At 60.6% G+C, this 20,976-nt stretch carries 20 protein-coding genes; 11 read left to right on the forward strand and 9 right to left on the reverse strand.

What is annotated here, in order from left to right; genetic code table 11:
• Positions 1-98: 98 nt before the first annotated feature.
• From ACQ4W7_RS19935 to ACQ4W7_RS19955, 5 genes are all read left to right on the forward strand, one after another.
• Positions 99-1,148 carry a sigma 54-interacting transcriptional regulator gene (locus ACQ4W7_RS19935; protein ID WP_436532707.1) on the forward strand — a complete coding sequence of 350 codons (1,050 nt, stop codon included), beginning with the start codon at positions 99-101 and terminating at the stop codon, positions 1,146-1,148.
• Positions 1,148-1,759 (forward strand): 1,6-anhydro-N-acetylmuramyl-L-alanine amidase AmpD, encoded by a 612-nt coding sequence (ampD, locus tag ACQ4W7_RS19940; RefSeq protein WP_436532894.1) that lies wholly within the window; start codon positions 1,148-1,150, stop codon positions 1,757-1,759. Before ACQ4W7_RS19935 ends, ampD begins: the two co-directional genes overlap by 1 nt.
• Positions 1,760-1,807: 48 nt before the next feature.
• Positions 1,808-2,209, forward strand: a complete 402-nt coding sequence (locus tag ACQ4W7_RS19945; protein WP_436532709.1) for a hypothetical protein — start codon at positions 1,808-1,810, stop codon at positions 2,207-2,209.
• The gene (locus tag ACQ4W7_RS19950) at positions 2,142-5,096 is read left to right on the forward strand and encodes a ribonucleoside-diphosphate reductase subunit alpha (protein WP_436532711.1); all 2,955 of its coding nucleotides are present in this window, start codon (positions 2,142-2,144) and stop codon (positions 5,094-5,096) included. The genes ACQ4W7_RS19945 and ACQ4W7_RS19950 overlap by 68 nt, the downstream gene beginning before the upstream one ends.
• A gap of 224 nt (positions 5,097-5,320) precedes the next feature.
• Positions 5,321-6,472, forward strand: coding sequence for a ribonucleotide-diphosphate reductase subunit beta (locus tag ACQ4W7_RS19955; protein WP_426072036.1), 1,152 nt, complete (start codon positions 5,321-5,323; stop codon positions 6,470-6,472).
• A 764-nt stretch (positions 6,473-7,236) separates the two neighbouring features.
• On the opposite strand, the gene ACQ4W7_RS19960 is transcribed toward ACQ4W7_RS19955, so the two are convergent.
• Positions 7,237-8,031 (reverse strand): hypothetical protein, encoded by a 795-nt coding sequence (locus tag ACQ4W7_RS19960; protein ID WP_436532713.1) that lies wholly within the window; start codon positions 8,029-8,031, stop codon positions 7,237-7,239.
• Here ACQ4W7_RS19960 and ACQ4W7_RS19965 point away from each other — a divergent pair.
• Together ACQ4W7_RS19965 and ACQ4W7_RS19970 are read left to right on the forward strand one after the other, a co-directional pair.
• Positions 8,021-8,494 carry a hypothetical protein gene (locus ACQ4W7_RS19965; RefSeq protein WP_436532715.1) on the forward strand — a complete coding sequence of 158 codons (474 nt, stop codon included), beginning with the start codon at positions 8,021-8,023 and terminating at the stop codon, positions 8,492-8,494. The genes ACQ4W7_RS19960 and ACQ4W7_RS19965 overlap by 11 nt on opposite strands.
• An 83-nt stretch (positions 8,495-8,577) precedes the next feature.
• Positions 8,578-9,111 carry a YggT family protein gene (locus ACQ4W7_RS19970; RefSeq protein WP_436532717.1) on the forward strand — a complete coding sequence of 178 codons (534 nt, stop codon included), beginning with the start codon at positions 8,578-8,580 and terminating at the stop codon, positions 9,109-9,111.
• Positions 9,112-9,160: 49 nt separating this feature from the next.
• Here ACQ4W7_RS19970 and ACQ4W7_RS19975 read toward each other — a convergent pair whose 3' ends face one another.
• From ACQ4W7_RS19975 to ACQ4W7_RS20010, 8 genes are all read right to left on the reverse strand, one after another.
• A complete protein-coding gene (locus tag ACQ4W7_RS19975) occupies positions 9,161-10,099 on the reverse strand; it encodes a carbohydrate kinase family protein (RefSeq protein ID WP_436532719.1) in 939 nt (312 codons plus the stop codon).
• Positions 10,100-10,110: 11 nt separating this feature from the next.
• The gene (locus tag ACQ4W7_RS19980; RefSeq protein ID WP_436532721.1) at positions 10,111-11,358 is read right to left on the reverse strand and encodes a DUF3426 domain-containing protein; all 1,248 of its coding nucleotides are present in this window, start codon (positions 11,356-11,358) and stop codon (positions 10,111-10,113) included.
• 8 nt (positions 11,359-11,366) lie between these two features.
• On the reverse strand, positions 11,367-12,311 hold the full coding sequence (gene prmA, locus ACQ4W7_RS19985; RefSeq protein ID WP_426072042.1) for a 50S ribosomal protein L11 methyltransferase: 945 nt from the start codon (positions 12,309-12,311) through the stop codon (positions 11,367-11,369).
• On the reverse strand, positions 12,308-13,723 hold the full coding sequence (gene accC / locus ACQ4W7_RS19990; protein ID WP_101482775.1) for an acetyl-CoA carboxylase biotin carboxylase subunit: 1,416 nt from the start codon (positions 13,721-13,723) through the stop codon (positions 12,308-12,310). Before accC ends, prmA begins: the two co-directional genes overlap by 4 nt.
• 101 nt (positions 13,724-13,824) lie before the next feature.
• Positions 13,825-14,289, reverse strand: coding sequence for an acetyl-CoA carboxylase biotin carboxyl carrier protein (gene accB / locus ACQ4W7_RS19995; protein WP_426072043.1), 465 nt, complete (start codon positions 14,287-14,289; stop codon positions 13,825-13,827).
• A gap of 90 nt (positions 14,290-14,379) precedes the next feature.
• Entirely contained in the window at positions 14,380-14,817 is a 438-nt protein-coding gene (aroQ, locus tag ACQ4W7_RS20000) for a type II 3-dehydroquinate dehydratase (RefSeq protein WP_034746628.1), read from the reverse strand.
• Positions 14,818-14,899: 82 nt separating this feature from the next.
• Positions 14,900-15,466, reverse strand: a complete 567-nt coding sequence (locus ACQ4W7_RS20005) for a TlpA family protein disulfide reductase (protein WP_426072044.1) — start codon at positions 15,464-15,466, stop codon at positions 14,900-14,902.
• A 19-nt stretch (positions 15,467-15,485) separates the two neighbouring features.
• The gene (locus ACQ4W7_RS20010; protein WP_426072045.1) at positions 15,486-16,136 is read right to left on the reverse strand and encodes a hypothetical protein; all 651 of its coding nucleotides are present in this window, start codon (positions 16,134-16,136) and stop codon (positions 15,486-15,488) included.
• 115 nt (positions 16,137-16,251) lie between these two features.
• Between ACQ4W7_RS20010 and mpl the strand changes: the two genes are divergently transcribed.
• From mpl to ACQ4W7_RS20030, 4 genes are read left to right on the forward strand one after another with little or no spacing between them, the layout of a single operon-like run.
• A complete protein-coding gene (mpl, locus tag ACQ4W7_RS20015; RefSeq protein ID WP_426072046.1) occupies positions 16,252-17,640 on the forward strand; it encodes a UDP-N-acetylmuramate:L-alanyl-gamma-D-glutamyl-meso-diaminopimelate ligase in 1,389 nt (462 codons plus the stop codon).
• Positions 17,637-18,221: a YqiA/YcfP family alpha/beta fold hydrolase gene (locus tag ACQ4W7_RS20020; protein WP_436532724.1), complete on the forward strand. Its 585-nt coding sequence runs from the start codon at positions 17,637-17,639 to the stop codon at positions 18,219-18,221. The genes mpl and ACQ4W7_RS20020 overlap by 4 nt, the downstream gene beginning before the upstream one ends.
• Positions 18,218-18,832 (forward strand): chorismate--pyruvate lyase family protein, encoded by a 615-nt coding sequence (locus ACQ4W7_RS20025; RefSeq protein WP_436532726.1) that lies wholly within the window; start codon positions 18,218-18,220, stop codon positions 18,830-18,832. Before ACQ4W7_RS20020 ends, ACQ4W7_RS20025 begins: the two co-directional genes overlap by 4 nt.
• A gap of 2 nt (positions 18,833-18,834) precedes the next feature.
• On the forward strand, positions 18,835-20,922 hold the full coding sequence (locus ACQ4W7_RS20030) for an RNB domain-containing ribonuclease (protein WP_436532728.1): 2,088 nt from the start codon (positions 18,835-18,837) through the stop codon (positions 20,920-20,922).
• Positions 20,923-20,976: the final 54 nt, after the last annotated feature.

Raw genomic sequence — 20,976 nt, forward strand, 5'->3', positions numbered from 1 at the left:
CGTTGCTCATCCGTATCGTAACGTCCTCCGGCAGCAGTCCGGCGTAGCATCTGCAGCAAGCGGTTTGCCACCGCCCTCGCAGAAAGGCGCGCTCCCCTATGCCCAGTCCCAACCCGCAGACCGCGACCGCCGCCGGCAACACGGCGGCCAGCGGCCTGCCGTCGGCGCCGCAACTAGGTGGCAATTCGCTGCCCATGCAGGCACTGCGCGCGCAGATCGGCCGCATCGCCCGCTGCGGCGCGCCGGTGGCCATCCGCGGCGAATCAGGCACGGGCAAGGAATTGGCGGCACGCGCCATCCACGCGCAGGGGGCGCGCGCCAGCGCCCCGTTTATCGCCGTCAACTGCGGTGCCATTCCCGAAGCGCTGATGGAAGCCGAATTCTTCGGCTGCCGGCCGGGCGCCTATACGGGCGCGCTGCACGAACGTCAGGGATTCTTCCAGGCAGCCCATGGCGGCAGTTTGTTGCTTGATGAAGTCGATGATCTGCCGCTGGCCATGCAGGTGAAGCTGTTGCGCGTGCTGCAGGAGCGCCGCGTGCGCAAGCTGGGCGGCAGTAGCGACGAAGCCGTGGACGTGCGCATCCTGTGCGCCAGCCAACATGGCCTGGCGCGCGGCGTGGCCGCCGGCACGTTTCGCCAGGACCTGTTTTTCCGGCTCAATGTCATCGAGTTGGCGCTGCCGCCGCTGCGCGAGCGGCGCGGCGATCTGCAGGTATTATGTGAGGCAATCCTGGCGCGTCTGGCACCGGGCCAGGCCATGAGCCTGGCGCCGCCGGTGCTGGCGGCCCTGGCCGCGTATGCGTTTCCCGGCAATGTGCGCGAACTGGAAAATATGCTGGAACGGGCGCTGGCTTTTGCAGATGGCGGCGTGATCGCGCTCGACGGGCTGGGGCTGCAGTCGGCGGCGGGCATCACCCCGTTGCAGGCGGGGCCGGCCTTGCCGGAACGGCAACTGTGCCTGCCGGGCATGGCCGTGTGCGGCGTGCCGCTGGATGTGTATTTGCGCCAGGTCGAGCGCGACATGATCATGCAGGCGCTGGTGCAGGCGTGCTATCACCGCGGACGGGCGGCGCGCCAGCTGGGGCTGAGCGTGCGCCAGTTGCGTTACCGCATGCAGAAATTGACGATACAGGAAGCGCTACCTTGATGACAGCATGGACGATAGATGAAGACGGCTGGTGTGACGGCGCGCTGCGCTATGACTCGCCGTACCAGGATGCGCGCCCGGACGGTGCGCAAGTCGACTTGCTGGTGATCCATAACATCAGCTTGCCGGGCGGCCACTTTGGCGGACCACATGTGTCGGACTTGTTTACCGGTCGGGTAGATTATAATGCCGATCCTTCTTTCGCCGACCTGCGTGGCTTGCAGGTGTCGGCGCACTTTTTTGTGCGGCGCGATGGTGCGCTGTTGCAATATGTTTCTGCTGATCAACGTGCCTGGCATGCTGGCGCGTCCACCTTCAAAGGACGCCCGCAGTGCAATAGCTATTCCATCGGTATCGAAATGGAAGGCGCGGACTTTGTCCCCTTCCAGCCGCAGCAATATCGCGTGCTGGCGGCGCTGACGGCGACGCTGGTGGCGCGCTATGGCTTGTCCCAGGTGCGCGGCCACGAGCATATTGCACCGGGGAGGAAAACGGATCCGGGACCGTTTTTTGACTGGCATTTTTATCAAGAATGCTGGTTGGAAACTGTGCGCGGGCAGCCTGCGTTAGCGCTTACTACGCGGGGATTGGGCTTTCCATCCAAGCCCTGAAAAGTCAACCGAAATCGTATATGAAAATACAAAAAATTACGCTGGCGGATGCCGGAAAACTATTGCATCGCCTTTCGATGGGCACTACAATTAGTGCATAACTTGGATTTAAAGACTATATGTAGTGCCATCACAGACGTTTTCAGAATTATTACCAAAGCTACCCTGCTTGTTGATATGGCAACGGGAACTGGCGTTTCACCACCCTTGATCGTGTTTCGCGCCAGCCGGGCTGTACAGGTTGGCCGCATGATTTTTGGTTGTGCATTATTTACTATTTGGCAACAAACACCTGAAGAAACCCTGACCATCGGGCGTTCTATTCAACAACACACGCGGCAGCAAAACTGCAGGCTGACTTTAGCTGACAACGGGAGCTTCAATGCAATCACCACAAGATATTTCCATCCATCCAACGCCAGTATCGCCAGCGCCAGGCGCGGCCAATAGCGTGGCGAGCAAGGGCGCGGCATTGGGCGACTATCGCATCATCCGCCGCAACGGCGCGGTGGTGGCATTTGAGCCTTCGAAGATCGCCATCGCCATGACCAAGGCGTTTTTGGCCGTTAACGGCGGCCAGGGTGCCGCCTCGGCACGCATCCGCGACCTGGTGGAACAACTGACCGATGGCGTCGTCGCCGCGCTGGTACGCCGCCATCCGGGTGGCGGCACCTTCCATATCGAAGACGTGCAAGACCAGGTGGAACTGTCGCTGATGCGTTCGGGCGAGCACGACGTGGCGCGTGCCTACGTGCTGTACCGTGCCAAGCACATGGAAGAGCGTCGCCTGCAGAAGGAAGCGCTGGGCGCTTCCGCGCAAGTGACCGCACCCCAACTGAACGTGCTTGATAATGGCGTGCGCCGTCTGCTGGACATGCAGGAAGTGCGCGACCTGATCAACGCCGCCTGCGCCGGCCTGGAAAAGCATGTCGATGCCGACGCCATCCTGGCTGAAACGGTGAAGAACCTGTACGACGGCGTGCCCGTCGAAGAGCTGCACAAGTCGGCCATCCTGGCGGCGCGCGCGCTGATGGAAAAAGATCCGGCCTACAGCCAGGTCACGGCCCGCATCCTGCTACACACGGTGCGCAAGGAAGTGTTCGGCAAGGAAGTGCCGCAAGCGGCCGCTGCTGCCGAGTACCTGACGTATTTCCCGCAATATATCGCCAAGGGCATCGCCAACGAGCTGCTGAACCCGGTACTCGCCAGCTTCGACCTGGAACGCCTGGCCAAAGCCATCGTTGCCGACCGCGACTTGCAATTCGGCTACATCGGTCTGCAAACCCTGTATGACCGCTACTTCCTGCACATCCATGACGTCCGCATCGAAATGCCGCAAGCGTTCTACATGCGTGTGGCCATGGGCCTGTCGCTGAACGAAGCGGACCGCGAAGCGCGCACCATCGAGTTCTACAATCTGCTGTCCTCGTTCGACTTCATGAGCTCGACCCCTACCCTGTTCAACTCGGGCACCCTGCGCTCGCAGCTGTCGTCGTGCTACCTGAGCACCGTCTCGGACGACCTGGAAGGCATCTACGACGCCATCAAGGACAACGCGCTGCTGGCCAAGTACGCCGGCGGCCTGGGCAACGACTGGACGCCAGTGCGCGCCCTGGGCGCCCACATCAAGGGCACCAACGGCAAGTCGCAAGGCGTGGTGCCGTTCCTGAAAGTGGTTAACGACACGGCCGTGGCAGTTAACCAGGGCGGCAAGCGCAAGGGCGCCGTCTGCGCCTACCTGGAAACCTGGCACATGGACATCGAGGAATTCCTCGACCTGCGCAAGAACACGGGCGACGACCGCCGCCGCACGCACGACATGAACACGGCGAACTGGATTCCCGACATGTTCATGAAGCGCGTCATGGAAAAAGGCGAGTGGACCCTGTTCTCGCCGAGCGAAACGCCAGACTTGCACGACTTGGTGGGCAAAGCCTTTGAAAAGGCTTACCTGGGCTACGAAGCCAAGGCAGCCGCCGGCGAAATCCGCTCGTTCAAGAAGGTCCAGGCGCTGGACCTGTGGCGCAAGATGCTGTCGATGCTGTTTGAAACGGGCCACCCATGGATCACGTTCAAGGATCCTTGCAACATCCGCAGCCCGCAGTCGCACGTCGGCGTCGTCCACAGCTCGAATCTGTGCACCGAAATCACGCTGAATACGGGGCCTGACGAAATCGCCGTCTGCAACCTCGGTTCCGTGAACATGCCGGCGCACATGAAGGAAGGCAAGCTCGATCACGTCAAGCTGGCCAAGACCATCCGCACCGCCATGCGCATGCTCGACAACGTCATCGACATCAATTACTACGCCGTCGAGAAGGCCCGCAATTCGAACATGCGCCATCGTCCGGTCGGCATGGGCGTCATGGGCTTCCAGGATTGCCTGCACATGATGCGCATCCCGTTCGCCTCGGACGCAGCGGTCAGCTTCGCCGACACCTCGATGGAAGCGGTCTGCTACTACGCCTACCTGGCGTCGACGGAACTGGCCGAAGAGCGCGGCCGCTATGAATCGTATGCCGGTTCGCTGTGGGACCGTGGCATCCTGCCGCAAGACTCGGTGAAACTGCTGGCGGAAGAGCGCGGCGGCTACCTGGAAGTCGATTCCTCGTCGGCCATGGACTGGACGCCGGTGCGCGAACGCATCGCCAAGTTCGGCATGCGCAACTCGAACTGCGTGGCGATCGCCCCGACGGCGACGATTTCGAACATCATCGGCGTGTCGGCCTGTATCGAGCCGACGTTCCAGAACCTGTACGTGAAATCGAACCTGTCGGGCGAATTCACCGAGATCAACGGCTATCTGGTGCGTGACCTGAAGGCACGCGACTTGTGGGATGAAGTCATGATCTCCGACCTGAAGTACTTCGACGGCTCCCTGGTGAAGATCGACCGCATCCCGCAAGACCTGCGCGACATCTACGCTACGGCCTTTGAAGTGTCGCCAAGCTGGCTGGTGGAAGCGGCTTCGCGTCGCCAGAAGTGGATCGATCAGGCCCAGTCGCTGAACATCTACATGGCGGGTGCTTCCGGCAAGAAGCTGGACGAGACCTACAAGCTGGCATGGCTGCGTGGTCTGAAAACCACCTACTACCTGCGTACCATCGCCGCTACCCACATGGAGAAATCGACCTCCAAGACGGGCGCCCTGAACGCCGTGGCAGTCGATGGCGGCATGTCGGCCAGCGCACAGAGCGCCCAGGCAGCGGTCATGGCGGCAGCCGCTGCCGCCGCGGTGGCACCCGTGGTGGCTGCGGCAGCAGACGACGCCGATGGTGAAGCCTGCTACCTGCGTCCGGGTGATGACGGTTTCGAAGAGTGCGAAGCCTGCCAGTAAAAACCTGCTGCGCAGCCCCCTCTCGGGTTCTGTGTTGCTCACCGTACTAAAGTACGGCTCCGCTACTCAACCCGATATCGGGCTTGCTCGCGACGGTTTTTAAAAAATTTAAAGTTGTCAGCCCAGCGCTGCTGGGCTGATTCAATGTTGTTAATGTCCGTATTGTCCGATTCAACGGGCCTGTTGCGGATCGCCGGCTTGCCGGCATGGAAAGGAAGAAGATTATGTCGTTGTCCTGGGATGATGAAAACACGTCGGCAGCAGTGCCGCGTCCGGCGCAGCAAGCGCCGTTGGGAAATGCCGAATTGAACGCGCCAGCGGGCGCCGAGCCGTCCGAAGCCAATGCCGAACAAGTGGCGCGCCGCGTGAATGCCGACGACAAGCGCATCATCAACGGCAAGACGGACGTCAACCAACTGGTGCCGTTCAAGTACAAATGGGCGTGGGACAAATACCTGGCCGGTTGCGCCAACCACTGGATGCCGCAGGAAGTGAACATGCAGCGCGATATCGAGCTGTGGAAAAACCCGAACGGCCTGACGGAAGACGAGCGCCGTCTGGTCAAGCGCAACCTGGGCTTCTTCGTGACGGCCGACTCGCTGGCAGCAAACAATATCGTGCTGGGCACTTATCGCCACATCACGGCGCCGGAATGCCGCCAGTACCTGCTGCGCCAGGCGTTCGAGGAAGCGATCCATACGCACGCCTACCAGTACATCGTCGAGTCGCTGGGCCTGGATGAAGGCGAGATTTTCAACGCCTACAACGAAGTCAAGTCGATCCGCGACAAGGATGAGTTCCTGATCCCGTTCATCGACATGCTGACCGATCCGACCTTCACCACGGGCACGACCGAAAACGACCAGAAGCTGCTGAAGTCCCTGATTGTGTTTGCCTGCCTGATGGAAGGCCTGTTCTTCTACGTCGGCTTCACGCAGATCCTGGCGCTGGGCCGCCAGAACAAGATGATGGGCGCGGCGGAACAGTACCAGTACATCCTGCGCGACGAATCGATGCACTGCAACTTCGGCATCGACTTGATCAACACGATCAAGATGGAAAATCCGCAGCTGTGGACGGCCGAATTCCGCGAAGAAATCAAAGTGCTGTTCCTGCGCGCCGTCGACCTGGAATACGCGTATGCGGAAGACACCATGCCGCGCGGCGTGCTGGGTCTGAATGCGCCGATGTTCAAGGGCTATTTGCGCTTCATCGCCAACCGCCGCGCGCAGCAGATCGGCATCGAGCCGCTGTTCGCGCAAGAGGAAAACCCATTCCCTTGGATGAGCGAAATGATCGATATGAAGAAGGAACGCAACTTCTTCGAGACGCGCGTGACCGAATACCAGACCGGTGGTGCGCTGAACTGGGAATAAGCATTTTCCCGCCAACGCCAAAAGCGCCGTCATCGTGACGGCGCTTTTTTTTTGGCGTGCATGGCGGTGAAAAATGCCGCTGCCGCTGGAGGTTAAAAGTGCCGCCAGCGGGACGGAAAAATGCGTGCTTCATTCAGCGATGCGAAGAGGCTTGCGCCAGGTTTTTTGGATGCCGCGAACGGCCGCATTGGCGGCCAAAAAAATCGTTTCCGGAGACGCTGGCGGCAGCATTTGCCACGCGATTGTGCGATAGCACGCGTAACGTGCAAAAAAGCGGTCGAAAACGTGTCGTGCCGGTTGCGCATTGACAAGGTTTTCGTGTACTTTATGAGATTGCAAATGCGAGCGTTAGAATGCGGGGTTTTTTAACCAGCGCGGTAGCGAAAAAACCTCGCAAAACAGGGATACAGATTTACACGGATATGCACAAAACCACACCGTTTTCGTCTGCCGCCGTGCCCGAATTTTTTCAGGCATGGCGGTTTTTTATTTGACGCATGGGTGTTGTCGCGAGCGCGATGCGAGGAGCGAAAAACGCACGGCATCGAAAACGAAGGACCGAATTCAGACTTTGCCACCAGCTGCGAGATAAAGCAGGGTGGCACCGACGATGGCTGAAGTGCTGCAAACGTGAGGAGTTGCAGCAGTTCAGCTGGTGCCGAATTCATTAGCGCAAACGACCGTTTGTGCCGATGAATAATTCGCCTGGCCTATCCCTGTGGTGGGTCGGACGGGTTTAAATCTTGTAGCTTAAATTTCTCATCTCAGATGAAGGAGAGACAAATGGCAACAGCCGCTAAGAAATCAGAAGTAAAGAAACCAGCCGCCAAGGCTGCTCCTGCCGCGAAGAAGCCGGCAGCCGCAGCCAAGACGGTTGCCGCTAAACCAGCTGCCAAAGCCGCAGCCAAACCAGCCGCCAAACCAGTCGCCAAAGCCGCAGCCAAGCCTGCAGCAAAAGTGGCTGCCAAGCCAGTAGCGAAAGCCGCAGCAAAACCAGCGGCCAAGCCAGCAGCCAAGCTAGCAGCGAAACCTGTCGCCAAGGCAGCAGCGAAGCCGGTGGCGAAAAAAGCCGTTGCCAAGCCTGCAGCAAAAGCCGTAGCGAAGCCTGCCGCCAAGGCAGCAGCCAAGCCTGCAGTGAAAAAAGCCGCAGCGAAACCTGCAGCCAAGGCAGCAGCGAAACCGGTCGCCAAGGCGGCAGCCAAGCCAGCAGCGAAAAAAGTCGTCGCCAAGGCAGCAGCCAAGCCGGCCGCCAAAGCAGCAGCGAAGCCAGCAGCAAAAGCTGCAGCCAAGCCGGCAGCCAAGGTAGCAGCGAAGCCAGCAGCAAAAGCGGCAGCCAAGCCAGCTGCCAAAGCAGCAGCGAAGCCAGCAGCGAAAAAAGTCGTTGCCAAGCCGGCAGCCAAAGCAGCAGCCAAGCCAGCAGCGAAAGCCGCAGCGAAACCTGCCGCCAAAGCAGTAGCGAAGCCAGCGGCCAAGCCTGCAGCGAAAAAAGCGGCAGCGAAACCAGCTGCCAAACCGGTAGCCAAGGCAGCAGCGAAGCCAGCAGCAAAAGTGGCAGCCAAGCCCGCAGCCAAGGTAGCAGCAAAGCCGGCAGCGAAAGTTGCCGCCAAGCCAGCCGCCAAAGTAGCAGCCAAGCCGGTAGCCAAAGCTGCAGCGAAACCTGCCGCCAAGATTGCAGCGAAACCTGCAGCGAAACCGGCAGCCAAGCCAGCGGCCAAGGTAGCAGCCAAGCCAGCAGTAAAAGCAGCCGTCAAACCGGCAGCGAAAGCAGCAGCGAAACCTGCCGCCAAGCCAGCCGCAGCGCCAGTCGTGGCAGCCGCACCAGCAGCAGTGCCGGCAGCAGCTCCAGCGGCAACAGCCGCCGTGGCCGCCAAGCCAGCCGCCAAGAAGGCCGCGCCTAAAAAAGCCGCGCCGAAGAAGGCAGCTCCTGTCGCCAAGCCATCGGCACCCATCGCACCTGTAGCAAAAACCGTGTTGGCACCGGCTGCAGCCTGGCCATTCCCAACCAGCACCCGCCCATCGTAATTCCAACGATACGGGTGCCTGGATGAGGCAACACGCCGCTGTGTGACTCAATCACACAGCGGTTTTTTTTTGGAGAATTAGTCGTGCTGATCGTTATCCTTACATTGGTCGTTGATACCATTGCCACCTTGCTGGGCGGCGTGTTGCTGCTGCGCTTCTGGATGCAGGCGGTGCGCGTGCGGCCTCCCTCGTCTGTGGCGCAATTCACGTTTCAATTGTCCGACTGGCTGGTGCGCCCCCTGCGCCGCATAGTGCCGGGCGTGGGCGGGTATGACTGGGCCAGCCTGATCGGCGCCTTCCTGATCGTGCTGCTGGCCAGCTCGGTTCTGTTTATTTCCGGCGCTCCCGTCGAAGTGGTGCTGCTCAAGTCGCTGCAACGCTTCCTGCAATGGATACTCTACGGTTTCATGGCCTTGCTGATCATCGAAGCCATCTTCAGCTGGGTCAACCCGCATGCGCCGCTGGCGCCGTTTGTACGTGCCCTGAACGAGCCGCTGCTGCGTCCTATCCGCAAGGTCGTGCCGCTGGTCGGCAGCCTGGACCTGTCGCTGCTGGTGGCGCTGATCCTGTTGCAGATCGCGCAAGTGCTGGTGGGGATGATTATCGTGTTGAGGTAAAGCGGGGAGGCCGGCCTGGCGCTGGCGCGCAAGCCGACCGGACTACATATTAATAGCGGTATCCAAACGCCGCTTCAAACTGCTCGGCGATGCTGGCCGGCGTAAATACATGGTTTTGCGCGCCTTGGGTGGCGATCTTGATGGCGCCCAGCAGGCTGGCCAGGCGGCCGCTGGTTTCCCAGCCCAGGTCGTTGGTGATGCCGAACAGCAAGCCAGCACGGTAGGCGTCGCCGCAACCGGTCGGGTCCAGCACTTCCTTGGCGGTCACGACAGGAATGTCGATGCGCTTGCCGTCCGCATAAATTTCCGAACCCTTTTCGCCGCGCGTGACGATCAGCGCTTCCAGGCGGCTGGCGATGTCCGGCAGGGTCAAGCCCGTGCGTTCCATCAACATTTCCATTTCATAGTCGTTGGCCGATACATACGTGGCTTTGTTGATGAAGTCGATCAACTGGTCGCCATTGAAACGTGGCAACTGCTGACCTGGGTCGAACATGAAGGGGATGCCCAGCTCGGCCAGGTCGGCGGCGTGCTTGAGCATGCCCTGGTCGCCGTCCGGCGAAATGATGGCCACTCTGGCCGGCCCCGCATTGGCAATCGGGTTTTCATGCGCAAACGACATGGCGCCCGGGTGGAAGGCATTGATCTGGTTATTGTCCGCATCAGCCGTGACGAAGCACTGCGCGTTGTAGCTGTCGGCCTTAATCAGGATGTTGGCGGTGGAAATGCCCAGCTTTTGCAGGCGTTCCAGGTAGGCGGCGCTATCCTGGCCCATGACGCCGACGATGCGCGGGTCGCCGCCCAGCATTTTCAGGCTGTAGGCGATATTGCCCGAGCAGCCGCCGAACTCCGTGCGCATGGTGGGCACAAGGAAGGAGACATTCACCTTGTGCAACTGGTCGGCCAGCAGGGATTCGCCGAAGCGGCCGGGGAATTGCATGATGGTGTCGGTGGCAAGCGAGCCGCAGATCAGCGATGTTTTGGTCATGATAGTGTCCGTTAAGGATAAAAGATGGCGATATGGTAGCCAGACGCCGTGAGCTGGTCTAATGCAAAGTACAGTTTGATGGTTTGTTCCGAGCGCGGTGCAAAACCCTTGCTCACGTCGATATGGGCCGGCAGGTAGTCGCGCGGCGCGATCACGCGGCGCAAGAGCGGCTTGTCGTTGGCATCGTTGAGTATCAGTTCGATGCTGGGCCAGGCTTGCACGCTGCGGCTCTGGTTGCGCAGCAGCGAGACGTAGGAAAAGGTCTGTTCCTTGAGGGTTTGCAATTCACCCTGTTCGATGGCCAGCGCCTCGATCTGCGCCGGCAAGTCGACCTGGCAGCCACTGAGCTTGCACAGTGCGACCAGGGTTGGCTTCCACTGCGGGAATTGTGCCGCCAGCGGATTGCGGAAGGTGGTCATCACTTGCAGCAATAGCAAGAGCAGCAGCACCGCCGAGCCGATGGCCATGGCCATGCGCAGGGCCTTGCCGCTCTGTTCGCGGCGCCGTCCCCGGGTCACAAAGGCCGGTTCGTCGTCGGCCGGCGCCACTGCCGTTTCCTCGGCCTCGCCCTCAATCGCTGGCTCGGGCCTAACAGGGGCGGGCATGGCTTCAAACGAGTGGTCGGCCAAGGTCGGTTCCAGGCGCGCGGGTGCGGGCGCGACGGGCACGGGCTTGTGCAGGCTGACTTTGTCGGCGGCAGGCAATACTGGGGCTACTGGGGTGACCACCGTTTCCAGGTTCGGCTCGCGGCGGCTGTCGCGCAAATACGTGGCGAAGGCGGGTGCGTCATCGACCTGGCGGCGCTTGAAGGGCGCCATCGGCTGGGGCAGCGGCGCTTCGGGCGGCTCGGCCGGTGCAATGACAGGGGTGGCGACAGGCGCGTCGACCGGCGCCTCGGCGGGCAGGGTGACGTCGAGGTCCAGCTCGATGTGGTCGCCGTCGTCTTCCTTGAGCTGCGCCGTTTCCGGCAGGATGCCGAACGGGTCGAACGAGGTATCGAAGTCGAGAGAATAGATGGGTTCGTCGTCCGTGGCGGACGGCAGGCTGTTGTCGGCCGGATACGTGGTCGACAGCGGGGCGGCAGCGCCGGGGTCAGACGTTAACAACGGCGATGCGGCAGCTGGATCGACCAGCGCAGCATTGCCGTCAAACACTTCCCTGCACGTGCCACAGCGTACGATGCCCCCACGTAACTTCAACTGGTCAGCAGCGACCCGAAATATCGTGTTGCAATGGGGGCATTTGGTGGCGAGGGCCATTGCTGTGCTTATGCACCTTCCGCGCGGGGCGCAGGTGCTTGCGTACTGCCCAGGCGGCCATGCAGGGCCACCCAGCCATCTTGCTCGGCCCAGACACCCAGTTCGATGAATGGTGCGTAGGCAGCGGCCACTTCTTCCGCCTGGCGTGCCAGCACGCCGGACAGGATCAGGGCGCCGCCGTCGGCGACGCGACCCGACAGCATCGGCGCCATCAGCTTCAATGGGCTCGACAGGATGTTGGCGACGACGATGTCAAATTTCGCCGTGGCGTGTGCCGAAGTGGCAAACGTGTCTGGCAAGAAATATTCGATCTCGCACTGGTTGCGTTCGGCATTCTCGCCAGCCGATTCGATGGCTTGCGGGTCGATATCGACGCCGACGACAGTTTGCGCACCGAGTTTCTTGGCCACCATGGCCAGGATGCCGGAGCCGCAACCGTAGTCGAGCACGCTCTTGCCAGGGGCGGGATTGGCTTCCAACCACTCCATGCACAGGCGCGTGGTCGGATGGCTGCCCGTGCCGAAGGCCAGGCCCGGGTCCAGTTCCAGGATCAGGCCATCAGGATCCGGTGCCTCGTGCCAGCTGGGTACGACCCAGATATTCTTGCCGATGTGAATCGGCGCGAATTGCGACTGGGTCAGGCGCACCCAATCCTGCTCTTCCACGGGGCGCATGGTAAATGCCGGTACCGTTGCCATGCCGACAGCTGCGGCGGCTGCGGCCACGATGGCGGCCTGGTCGGCGTCGACGTCGGTCAGCGCCACCACGCGGCTGCGTTCCCACGCCGCTTCCTTCGGTTCCATGCCGGGCTCGCCAAACAAGGGCTGCTCGGCATCCGTGCCTTCATCGGCGTCTTCCACCGAGACCGACAGAGCGCCCGCTTCCATCAACGCGTCGGACATGGCCTCGGCGTTGTCACGGGCGATTTCGATGACGATTTCCGTCCAGCTCATGCGCCCGCCTTGATTTCGGACTTCTTGGCGATGCTGGGGCTGCCGCCATTCAGATTCTTGCCCAGGTCCGGCATGTCGGCCAGTTTCTGTTCCAGATAGTGAATGTTGGTGCCGCCTTCGATGAAGCGCGCATCGATCATCAATTCGCGGTGCAGGGCGATATTCGTGTTGATGCCTTCGACCACCATTTCGGACAGGGCGATCTGCATGCGGCGGATCGCTTGCTCGCGCGTGGCGCCGTAAGCGATCACTTTGCCGATCATCGAGTCGTAGTGCGGCGGCACGTAGTAGCCGGCGTAAGCGTGCGAGTCGACGCGGATGCCAGGGCCGCCCGGTGCATGCCACGACACGATCTTGCCTGGCGATGGCGTGAACTTGAAGGGATCTTCGGCATTGATGCGGCACTCGATGGCGTGGCCCGACAGCAAGACGTCGCGCTGGCGGAAACGCAGTTTTTCGCCGGCGGCGATGCGGATCTGTTCTTGTACGATATCGATGCCGGTGATCATCTCGGTGACGGGATGCTCGACTTGCACGCGGGTATTCATTTCAATGAAATAGAACTCGCCGTTTTCGTACAGGAATTCGAACGTGCCGGCGCCGCGGTAGCCGATTTTGCGGCAGGCTTCGGCGCAACGGTCGCCAATTTTCTCGATCAGCTTGCGCGGGATGCCCGGCGCTGGCGCTTCTTCGATGACTTTCTGGTGGCGGCGCTGCATGGAGCAATCGCGCTCGCCCAACCAGACGGCGTTCTTGTGTTCGTCGGCCAGGATCTGGATTTCCACGTGCCGCGGATTTTCCAGGTACTTCTCCATATACACTTCAGGGTTGCCGAAAGCCGTGCCGGCTTCCGTCTTGGTCATCGCCACGGCGTTGATCAGGGCAGCTTCCGTGTGCACCACGCGCATGCCGCGTCCGCCACCGCCGCCGGCAGCCTTGATGATGACCGGGTAGCCGACCTTGCGGGCAATTTGCACGATCGCTTTCGGATCGTCCGGCAACGCGCCTTCCGAGCCGGGGACGCACGGTACGCCAGCCTTGATCATGGTTTGCTTGGCCGACACTTTGTCGCCCATCAAACGGATCGATTCGGAGCGGGGGCCGATGAAGACGAAGCCCGATTTCTCGACGCGTTCGGCAAAGTCGGCGTTTTCCGACAGGAAGCCATAGCCAGGGTGAATCGCTTGTGCATCCGTCACTTCAGCGGCGCTGATGATGGCGGGCATGTTCAGGTAGCTCAGGGATGACTGTGCCGGGCCGATACAAACGGATTCGTCGGCCAGCTTGACGTATTTCGCGTCCTTGTCGGCTTCGGAGTGGACTACAACCGTTTTAATGCCCATTTCGCGGCAGGCGCGCTGAATACGGAGGGCAATTTCACCACGGTTGGCAATCAGGATTTTTTCAAACATGGTAGGTTCGCGTATGTCTGTGAGAGCCGGCGAGCCGGCGAAACAACAAGTGTGAGGGGCTAAAACTGCAAACGGCCGTTGCCGGCCGTGTGGACTGGGTTTTAGCCGATCACAAACAAGGGTTGACCGAATTCGACCGGTTGGCCGTTTTCGACCAGGATCTGGGTCACGACACCGGCTTTATCGGTGTCGATTTCATTCAGGAGCTTCATCGCTTCGATGATGCACAGGGTATCACCTTCCTTGACGGTCGCGCCCACTTCAACGTACGCGGCGGTGCCAGGAGCGGAGGAGCGGTAGAAGGTACCGACCATCGGCGACTTGACCACATAGCCCGTTGGCTCGGCGGCCACCACGACGGCAGACGCCGCAGCGGGAGCGGCGGCTGGCGCGGCCGGCTGATAGTGGGCTTGCATGCCTTGCGGCTGCATCATGACCATCTGGTTTTGCGGCATGGCCGACGATTTGACGATGCGAACCTTGCTTTCGCCTTCGGTAACTTCCAGCTCTGCGATATCCGATTCGGCGACCAGGTCGATCAAGGTCTTGAGTTTTCGTAGATCCATGTAAAACCCCTAGGAATGTAGTTTGTTTTATGAGTGATGCGGTGATGTCCAGAACCTATCGCCGCGCTAAATGCGTGCAGATCGCGTAGATTAACGTTTTTTAAGCGCAAAGTCGATGGCAAACCGATATCCATCGATACCCAGGCCGCAGATCGTCCCCTGCGCGATCGCGCTGAGAAATGAGTGATGTCGAAACGTTTCGCGTTGATAAATATTCGAGATATGCACTTCCACGAACGGAATGGCGACCCCGGCCAGCGCATCGCGCAAGGCAACGCTGGTATGGGTCAGGCCGCCCGGATTGATGACGATGGCATCGATCCCTTCCGCTCGCGCGGCATGGATGCGGTCGATCAGCGCGCCTTCATGGTTGCTTTGAAAGCAGACCAGGTCGGCACCGGCCGCCATGGCTTGCGCCATTGCTGCCTGCTCGATATCGGCCAAGGTGCTGGCGCCGTAGACCTCAGGCTCGCGCGTTCCCAGCAAATTTAGGTTGGGACCGTTGAGCAGAAGGAGGTTTTTTGCCATGTATGGAAGACCGTTTTAGCGAAAGTTCCGCATTTTGCCGCCAAAGATACGCATTGGCAAGAGAAAAAAGCACGCTCCGAATTTACAATTTATCCAGATCGGCGCGCAACTGATCAAATTTTAAGCGGCCCAGATAGGTCTTTTTGACTTCGCCATCGGCGCCGATCAGCACCGTAAAGGGCAAACCGCCCGTGGCATTGCCAAAATGGCGCGATAGATCGGTGCCGCTCAGGCCGGATACATACACGGGATAGGCGATCTTGAATTTGCTGGCAAAAGTGGCAATATTACTGGCCGAATCGATACCGATGCCGATCACTTGCAGGTTTTTCGCCGCGTAGTGGCCTTGCACTTCGGATAACTCCGGCATTTCTTCCACGCATGGCGGACACCATGGGGCCCAGAAATTGACCAGCAAATTCTTGCCTTTCCATTGTGATAAGGCTTGCGTGGTGCCTGCCGCGTCCGGCAGGGACAGCGCATACAGCTCGTTGACGGGACCCGTCGCGCCTGGCGCGATGGTGGTCGTCTGCGGCCCCGCTTCTTTCCCCGCTGCTTTCACTTTTTCCTTGCCCAAACCGACGTAGGCGCCCATGCCGCCAAACATCAGCGCAACGATGGCGCAGGCGATCCAATTCTTTTTTGTCATAACTTTATCTATATCAAGGTTAGTCGGCAGCCGGCACGCCATCGGCGAGGCTGGCGGCCAGCAGGCTGCGCAGCCCCGCGATGTCGGTGCGCAGCACTTTGCCGTCCGCCTTGGCTTTCAGCGCGCCGCGCATATCGTCGAGCTCATACATGGCTGCGTGCACGCCTTCGTTTTTCCATAAGAAATTGGCTGTCTCGACCGCATCATAACGCGCTCCCTTGAAATGCGGGCTTTCCGACATGTCGAGCACGACATTTTTATTCAGCAGGAAGATATGGATGTCCTTGGCGCTCTCGGCAAACAGCTGCACATAGATCTCGTCGTGCGGGCCGGCCGTGCCGTTCAGCACGGGGCCGCTGAGCAGGGGATGAAATTGTTGCAACGCTTCCATGACCTGCAGCGCTATCGTGCGCAGCTGGAACAGGCGCGCAGGCTGGCTGTCGGCGAGGAACAGGGCATTGTATTGCCGCAGCTGTTCCTCGATCATGTCGTTATCGGGCAGTATATTTGGCCGATTCGTGGGCCGGTTCGGCGCGTCGCCGAGGACCTGCCGCGCCGCCTTGCGCTTGGCGCTGCCATAGTCGGCGCCATCTTGCGCCACCAGGCGCGCGGCAGCGGCGGCAATTTCCAGGCGCAACTGCGCGCTATCGTCAAATGCATCGTTCGTCATGAGCGAGATGATACTCCGAAGCGGAAAAAGTCATGGCGTCAGGTAAAATCCCACACTTGCTCTTTTTTATCTCACCGTCTTACTTACTTAAGCGTGCACCTTTCGCACTGAACACATGCATATTCATATTCTCGGCATTTGCGGTACCTTCATGGGCGGCCTGGCCGTGCTGGCCAAGGAAGCCGGCCATAAAGTCACTGGTTGCGATGCCAACGTGTATCCGCCGATGAGCACCCAGCTGGAATCGCAGGGAATCGAACTGATCCAGGGTTTTGATCCGGAACAAACCCAGCTGAACCCGGATTTGTATGTGATTGGCAATGTGGTCTCGCGCGGCAATCCGCTGGTGGAAGAAATTCTCAACCGCAGCCTGCCGTATGTGTCTGGTCCGCAGTGGATCGGCGAACATATCTTGCGCAACAAGTGGGTGCTAGCCGTGGCCGGCACGCATGGCAAGACGACCACCTCGGCCATGCTGGCCTGGATACTCGAAGATGCGGGCTACGCGCCGGGCTTCCTGATCGGCGGCGTGCCGATGAACTTTGGCATTTCCGCCCGCCTCAGCGGCAAGATCGACGGCAAGAGCGCCGATTCTGACTTCTTCGTCATCGAAGCCGATGAATACGATACGGCCTTCTTCGACAAGCGCAGCAAGTTTGTGCATTACCACGCGAAGACGGCCATCATGAATAACCTGGAATATGATCACGCCGACATCTTCCCCGATTTGCACGCGATCGAGACGCAGTTCCACCATCTGGTGCGCACCGTGCCCGGTATCGGCCGCCTGGTGTTCAACGGCGACGAAGCGTCGCTACAGCGCGTGCTGGCGCGTGGTTGCTGGAGCGAAAAGGAAAGTTTTGGTCAGGATGCCAACTGGCAACTGCAAGAGCAGGCCGATGGCAGTTTCGACGTGTATTTCAATGGCCGGCAGGAAGGCCATGTGGCGTGGGCGCTCACGGGCAAGCACAACCGCAGCAATGCGCTGGCGGCCATCGCCGCCGCACGTCACGTGGGCGTGCCCATTGCCCAGGCCTGCGCCGCGCTGGCCACGTTTGACAGTGTCAAGCGCCGCATGGAAGTACGCGGCGTGGTCAACGATATTACCGTATATGACGATTTCGCGCATCACCCGACGGCCATTGCTACCACCGTGGGCGGGCTGCGGCAAAAAATCGGCAAGACAGTTGATAATAAGGGACGCATCCTGGCCGTGCTGGAACCGCGTTCGAACACCATGAAGCTGGGCGCCATGAAAGATGCGCTGCCCGGCAGCCTGAAGGACGCCGACCTGGTCTTCGGTTTCGGCAGCCATGCCGCGCTGGGCTGGAGCCTGGGCGACGCGTTGGCGCCGCTGGGCAAGATTGCCAGTGCCTATGAAGACATCGATACCTTGGTTGCCGCCGTGGCCGCTAGCGCCCGTCCCGGCGACCAGATCGTGGTCATGAGCAACGGCGGATTTGGCGGCGTGCACCAGAAATTGCTGGAGGCGCTGGGCCGATGATTCTGTACCTGCATGGATTTCGCTCGTCACCCCTGTCGATGAAGTCGCGCCTGCTGGCCGCGCAAATGCAGGCGCTGGGCCGCGAAGCAGAGTGGCTGTGCCCGCAATTGCCGGCCTCGCCCAAGCTGGCCATCGCACTGGCCTTGTCGCTGGTCAAGGATGTGGCGCCCGCCGAACTGACGATTATCGGCTCCTCGCTGGGCGGCTATTACGCCACTTGGCTGGCCGAGCAACTGGGTTGCCGCGCCGTGCTGCTCAATCCCGCCATCGTGCCCCTGATCGACCTGGAACAGCATGTGGGGGTGACGACAGAGTTTCATTCTGACAAGCCATTCGAGTTCAAGCGCGCATACATAGCCGAGCTGGGAACCTTTGCTGTAGAGAAGATTACTGAGCCGCAACGCTATTTCCTGATTGCCGCCACCGGCGATGAAGTACTCGACTACCGCGACATGCTGGCGCATTATCAGGGGGCGCAGCAGTGCGTCATCGACGGCAGCGACCATGGCATCAGCGAATTTGCCGCCTACCTGTCGCCCGTGCTCGCATTTTGCGGCATCCCGACGGACGCCGCCCGGTGAGGCCGGGTTCGCTGCGCCAGGCGCAATGGCATGCGCACGTCAACGCCATCAATGCGCCACCGGCCTTGCGCCACTGGCTGACGGGCGGCGGTTCGCTGACGGCCAAGCTGAAAGCGCATAGTCAGGCATTTCGCGTGCAATGTTTGCACCAGGAAACAGCGCGCTGTTTGAGCGACGAGGCCGCCAGCATCGGCTTGCACCGCGCGGGTCGGGTATGGGAACGCGAAGTGCTGTTGCGTTGTGATAATAAACCGGCCGTGTTTGGTCATACCGTCGTGCCCATGCAGGCGACGGCCACGGACTGGCCCTTGTTTTCCGCGCTGGGCGAACGTTCGCTGGGCACGACCCTGTTTGGCGACCGCATGGTGCGGCGCGGTACACTGAAATTTGCCCGCTTGCGCGCCGGCCACCCGCTGGTGCAGCGGGCGCAGGCGGCGCTGGCACGGGAAGGGCAGCGCGCCGACGAGCCGGCGCTGTTTTTTGCCCGCCGCTGCCTGTATCAGCGTTACCAGGGCTTGCTGCTGGTAACAGAAGTATTTTTGCCGGCGGTGCTCGAGTTGACGTCCATCACTCGTACCGTTGCAACCGACACATTAATAAACAAAGCATAACAATGAATCTATTTTTTGAAGAATCCGGCGATTTCAAGGTCGGCACGGTCCTGTCGCAAGCGGGTGAAGCGTATCAAGTGGAAATGGCCAGCGGCAAGCGCACCAAGGTCAAGATCAAGGATGTGCTGCTGCAGTATGAAAAGCCGGCCCCGGCCGAGCTGCTCGAGCAAGCCAAAGCTGTTGCTGCCGAGATCGATCTCGATTTCCTGTGGGAAGTAGCGGGCGAAGACGAGTTCGGCTTTGCCGAGCTGGGCGCCGAGTATTTCGGCCACGCCCCGTTGCCGCCGGAAGCGGCTGGGCTGATCCTGGCCCTCCATTCGGCGCCCGTATATTTCTACAAGAAGGGGCGCGGCCGCTACAAGGCGGCGCCGGAAGCGTCCTTGAAGGCGGCGCTGGCCGGCATCGAAAAGAAAAAGCAGCAGGCGCTGGTGCAAGCCGCGTATGTGGAAGAGCTGAAACAGAACCGCTTGCCTGCCTCGATGCAGACGATGGTGCTGCAACTGCTGTTCAAGCCCGACAAGAACACCATCGAATACAAGGCGCTGGAAGCGGCGTGCACGGAATTGCACACGACGCCGCCGCGTTTGATGCTGGCTGTCGGTGGTATTGCTTCGCCGAAAGACTTGCACCTGTCGAAATTCCTCTTTGAAAATTTCCCCAAGGGCGCCGGCTTCCCGAGCGTGCCCGTGCCGAGCGGGACGGCCAAGCTGCCGCTGGCCGATGTGGCCGCCTTTTCTATCGACGACGTGACCACCACCGAGATCGACGATGCCTTCTCCGTGCAACCGTTGCCCGATGGCACCGTGAAAGTGGGCATCCACATCGCCGCGCCCGGCCTGGGCATCCGCCCGGACGACGTGATCGACAAGATGGCGCGCCAGCGCATGTCGACCGTCTACATGCCGGGCGACAAGATCACCATGCTGCCGGACGAAATCGTGAATGCGTTCACGCTCGCGGAAGGCACGACGTGCCCGGCCCTGTCGCTGTACGCCACGCTGGACCCGAAAGCCGACTGGGCCGTGATCAGCACGCAGACGCGCGCCGAGCTGGTGCCGATTGCCAGCAATTTGCGCCACAACCAGCTCGATGACCTGGTCAACGAGGAAACCCTGGCCAGTGGCGAAGGCGAGTACCCGCACAAGGCCGATTTTGCCGTGCTGTGGCAATGGGCACAGCAGTTGGAGCAAGGCCGCATGAAGAAGCGCGAAGCGTTCGGCCTGAAGCCGGAACAGAATAACCGTGTCGATTTCAATTTCTATGTGGAAAATGATATCGTCAGCGTGGCGCGCCGCAAGCGTGGCGCGCCGCTCGACAAGATCGTCGCCGAACTGATGATTTTTGCCAACAGTACCTGGGGCAAGATGCTGCACGACCATGGCGTGCCCGGCATCTACCGCAGCCAGGGCGGCGGCAGTGGCAATAGCTGGGCGGCAAAGATGCAGGTGCGCATGGTCACCCATGCGGCGCCGCATCAGGGTCTGGGCGTGGATCAATACGCGTGGAGTACTTCCCCCTTGCGCCGCTACACGGACCTGGTGAACCAGTGGCAAATCATTGCCTGCGCCGAGCATGGCGTGACGGCGCCGCTGGTGGCCCCGTTCAAGCCGCGCGATGCGAATCTGTTCGCCATCGTCTCGGCGTTTGACGCCGCATATGCCGCATATGGCGATTTCCAGTCGAACATGGAACGCTATTGGTGCTTGCGCTGGCTGCACCAGGAAAACGCGCGCCAGGTCGATGCCGTGGTCTTGAAAGATGAAATCCTGCGCCTGGTCGACATTCCGCTGGTCATCAAGCTGCCAGGCATGCCATCGGTGGCGCGCGGCGCCCAGGTGAAACTGGACTTGCTGCGCTGGGATGAAGTCGACCTGAGCATTGAAGCGCGCCTGCTGGAAATCGCCACCGTGCCCGATGCGGCGGCCGATGCCGAGCTGGACTACGAGGAAGAGGCGGGCGATGCGTCCCCTGAAGATGGCGACGTGACGGCTGAAGCATCGCCGGAAGCGGCCAACCAGGTCAGCGACGCCGATGCGGAAGTGGCGGAACTGGCCAGCGAAGACGTGGTCAGCGAGCCCGAGGTCAAGTAAGGCATCCAAGCCACAAGGCGGTGCTGAAAACTGTTGCCGGCATCGCCCTTTGAC

This window comes from Janthinobacterium algoris (assembly GCF_051380935.1).
In the GTDB taxonomy this organism is placed as follows: Bacteria; Pseudomonadota; Gammaproteobacteria; order Burkholderiales; family Burkholderiaceae_D; genus Janthinobacterium.

Coding starts and splice junctions, on each gene's coding strand:
- ACQ4W7_RS19935 (WP_436532707.1), top strand. CDS start 99: ATGCCCAGTCCCAACCCGCAGACCGCGACCGCCGCCGGCAACACGGCG.
- ampD (WP_436532894.1), top strand. CDS start 1,148: ATGACAGCATGGACGATAGATGAAGACGGCTGGTGTGACGGCGCGCTG.
- ACQ4W7_RS19945 (WP_436532709.1), top strand. CDS start 1,808: ATGCCGGAAAACTATTGCATCGCCTTTCGATGGGCACTACAATTAGTG.
- ACQ4W7_RS19950 (WP_436532711.1), top strand. CDS start 2,142: ATGCAATCACCACAAGATATTTCCATCCATCCAACGCCAGTATCGCCA.
- ACQ4W7_RS19955 (WP_426072036.1), top strand. CDS start 5,321: ATGTCGTTGTCCTGGGATGATGAAAACACGTCGGCAGCAGTGCCGCGT.
- ACQ4W7_RS19975 (WP_436532719.1), bottom strand. CDS start 10,099: ATGACCAAAACATCGCTGATCTGCGGCTCGCTTGCCACCGACACCATC.
- ACQ4W7_RS19980 (WP_436532721.1), bottom strand. CDS start 11,358: ATGGCCCTCGCCACCAAATGCCCCCATTGCAACACGATATTTCGGGTC.
- prmA (WP_426072042.1), bottom strand. CDS start 12,311: ATGAGCTGGACGGAAATCGTCATCGAAATCGCCCGTGACAACGCCGAG.
- accC (WP_101482775.1), bottom strand. CDS start 13,723: ATGTTTGAAAAAATCCTGATTGCCAACCGTGGTGAAATTGCCCTCCGT.
- accB (WP_426072043.1), bottom strand. CDS start 14,289: ATGGATCTACGAAAACTCAAGACCTTGATCGACCTGGTCGCCGAATCG.
- aroQ (WP_034746628.1), bottom strand. CDS start 14,817: ATGGCAAAAAACCTCCTTCTGCTCAACGGTCCCAACCTAAATTTGCTG.
- ACQ4W7_RS20005 (WP_426072044.1), bottom strand. CDS start 15,466: ATGACAAAAAAGAATTGGATCGCCTGCGCCATCGTTGCGCTGATGTTT.
- ACQ4W7_RS20010 (WP_426072045.1), bottom strand. CDS start 16,136: ATGACGAACGATGCATTTGACGATAGCGCGCAGTTGCGCCTGGAAATT.
- mpl (WP_426072046.1), top strand. CDS start 16,252: ATGCATATTCATATTCTCGGCATTTGCGGTACCTTCATGGGCGGCCTG.
- ACQ4W7_RS20020 (WP_436532724.1), top strand. CDS start 17,637: ATGATTCTGTACCTGCATGGATTTCGCTCGTCACCCCTGTCGATGAAG.
- ACQ4W7_RS20030 (WP_436532728.1), top strand. CDS start 18,835: ATGAATCTATTTTTTGAAGAATCCGGCGATTTCAAGGTCGGCACGGTC.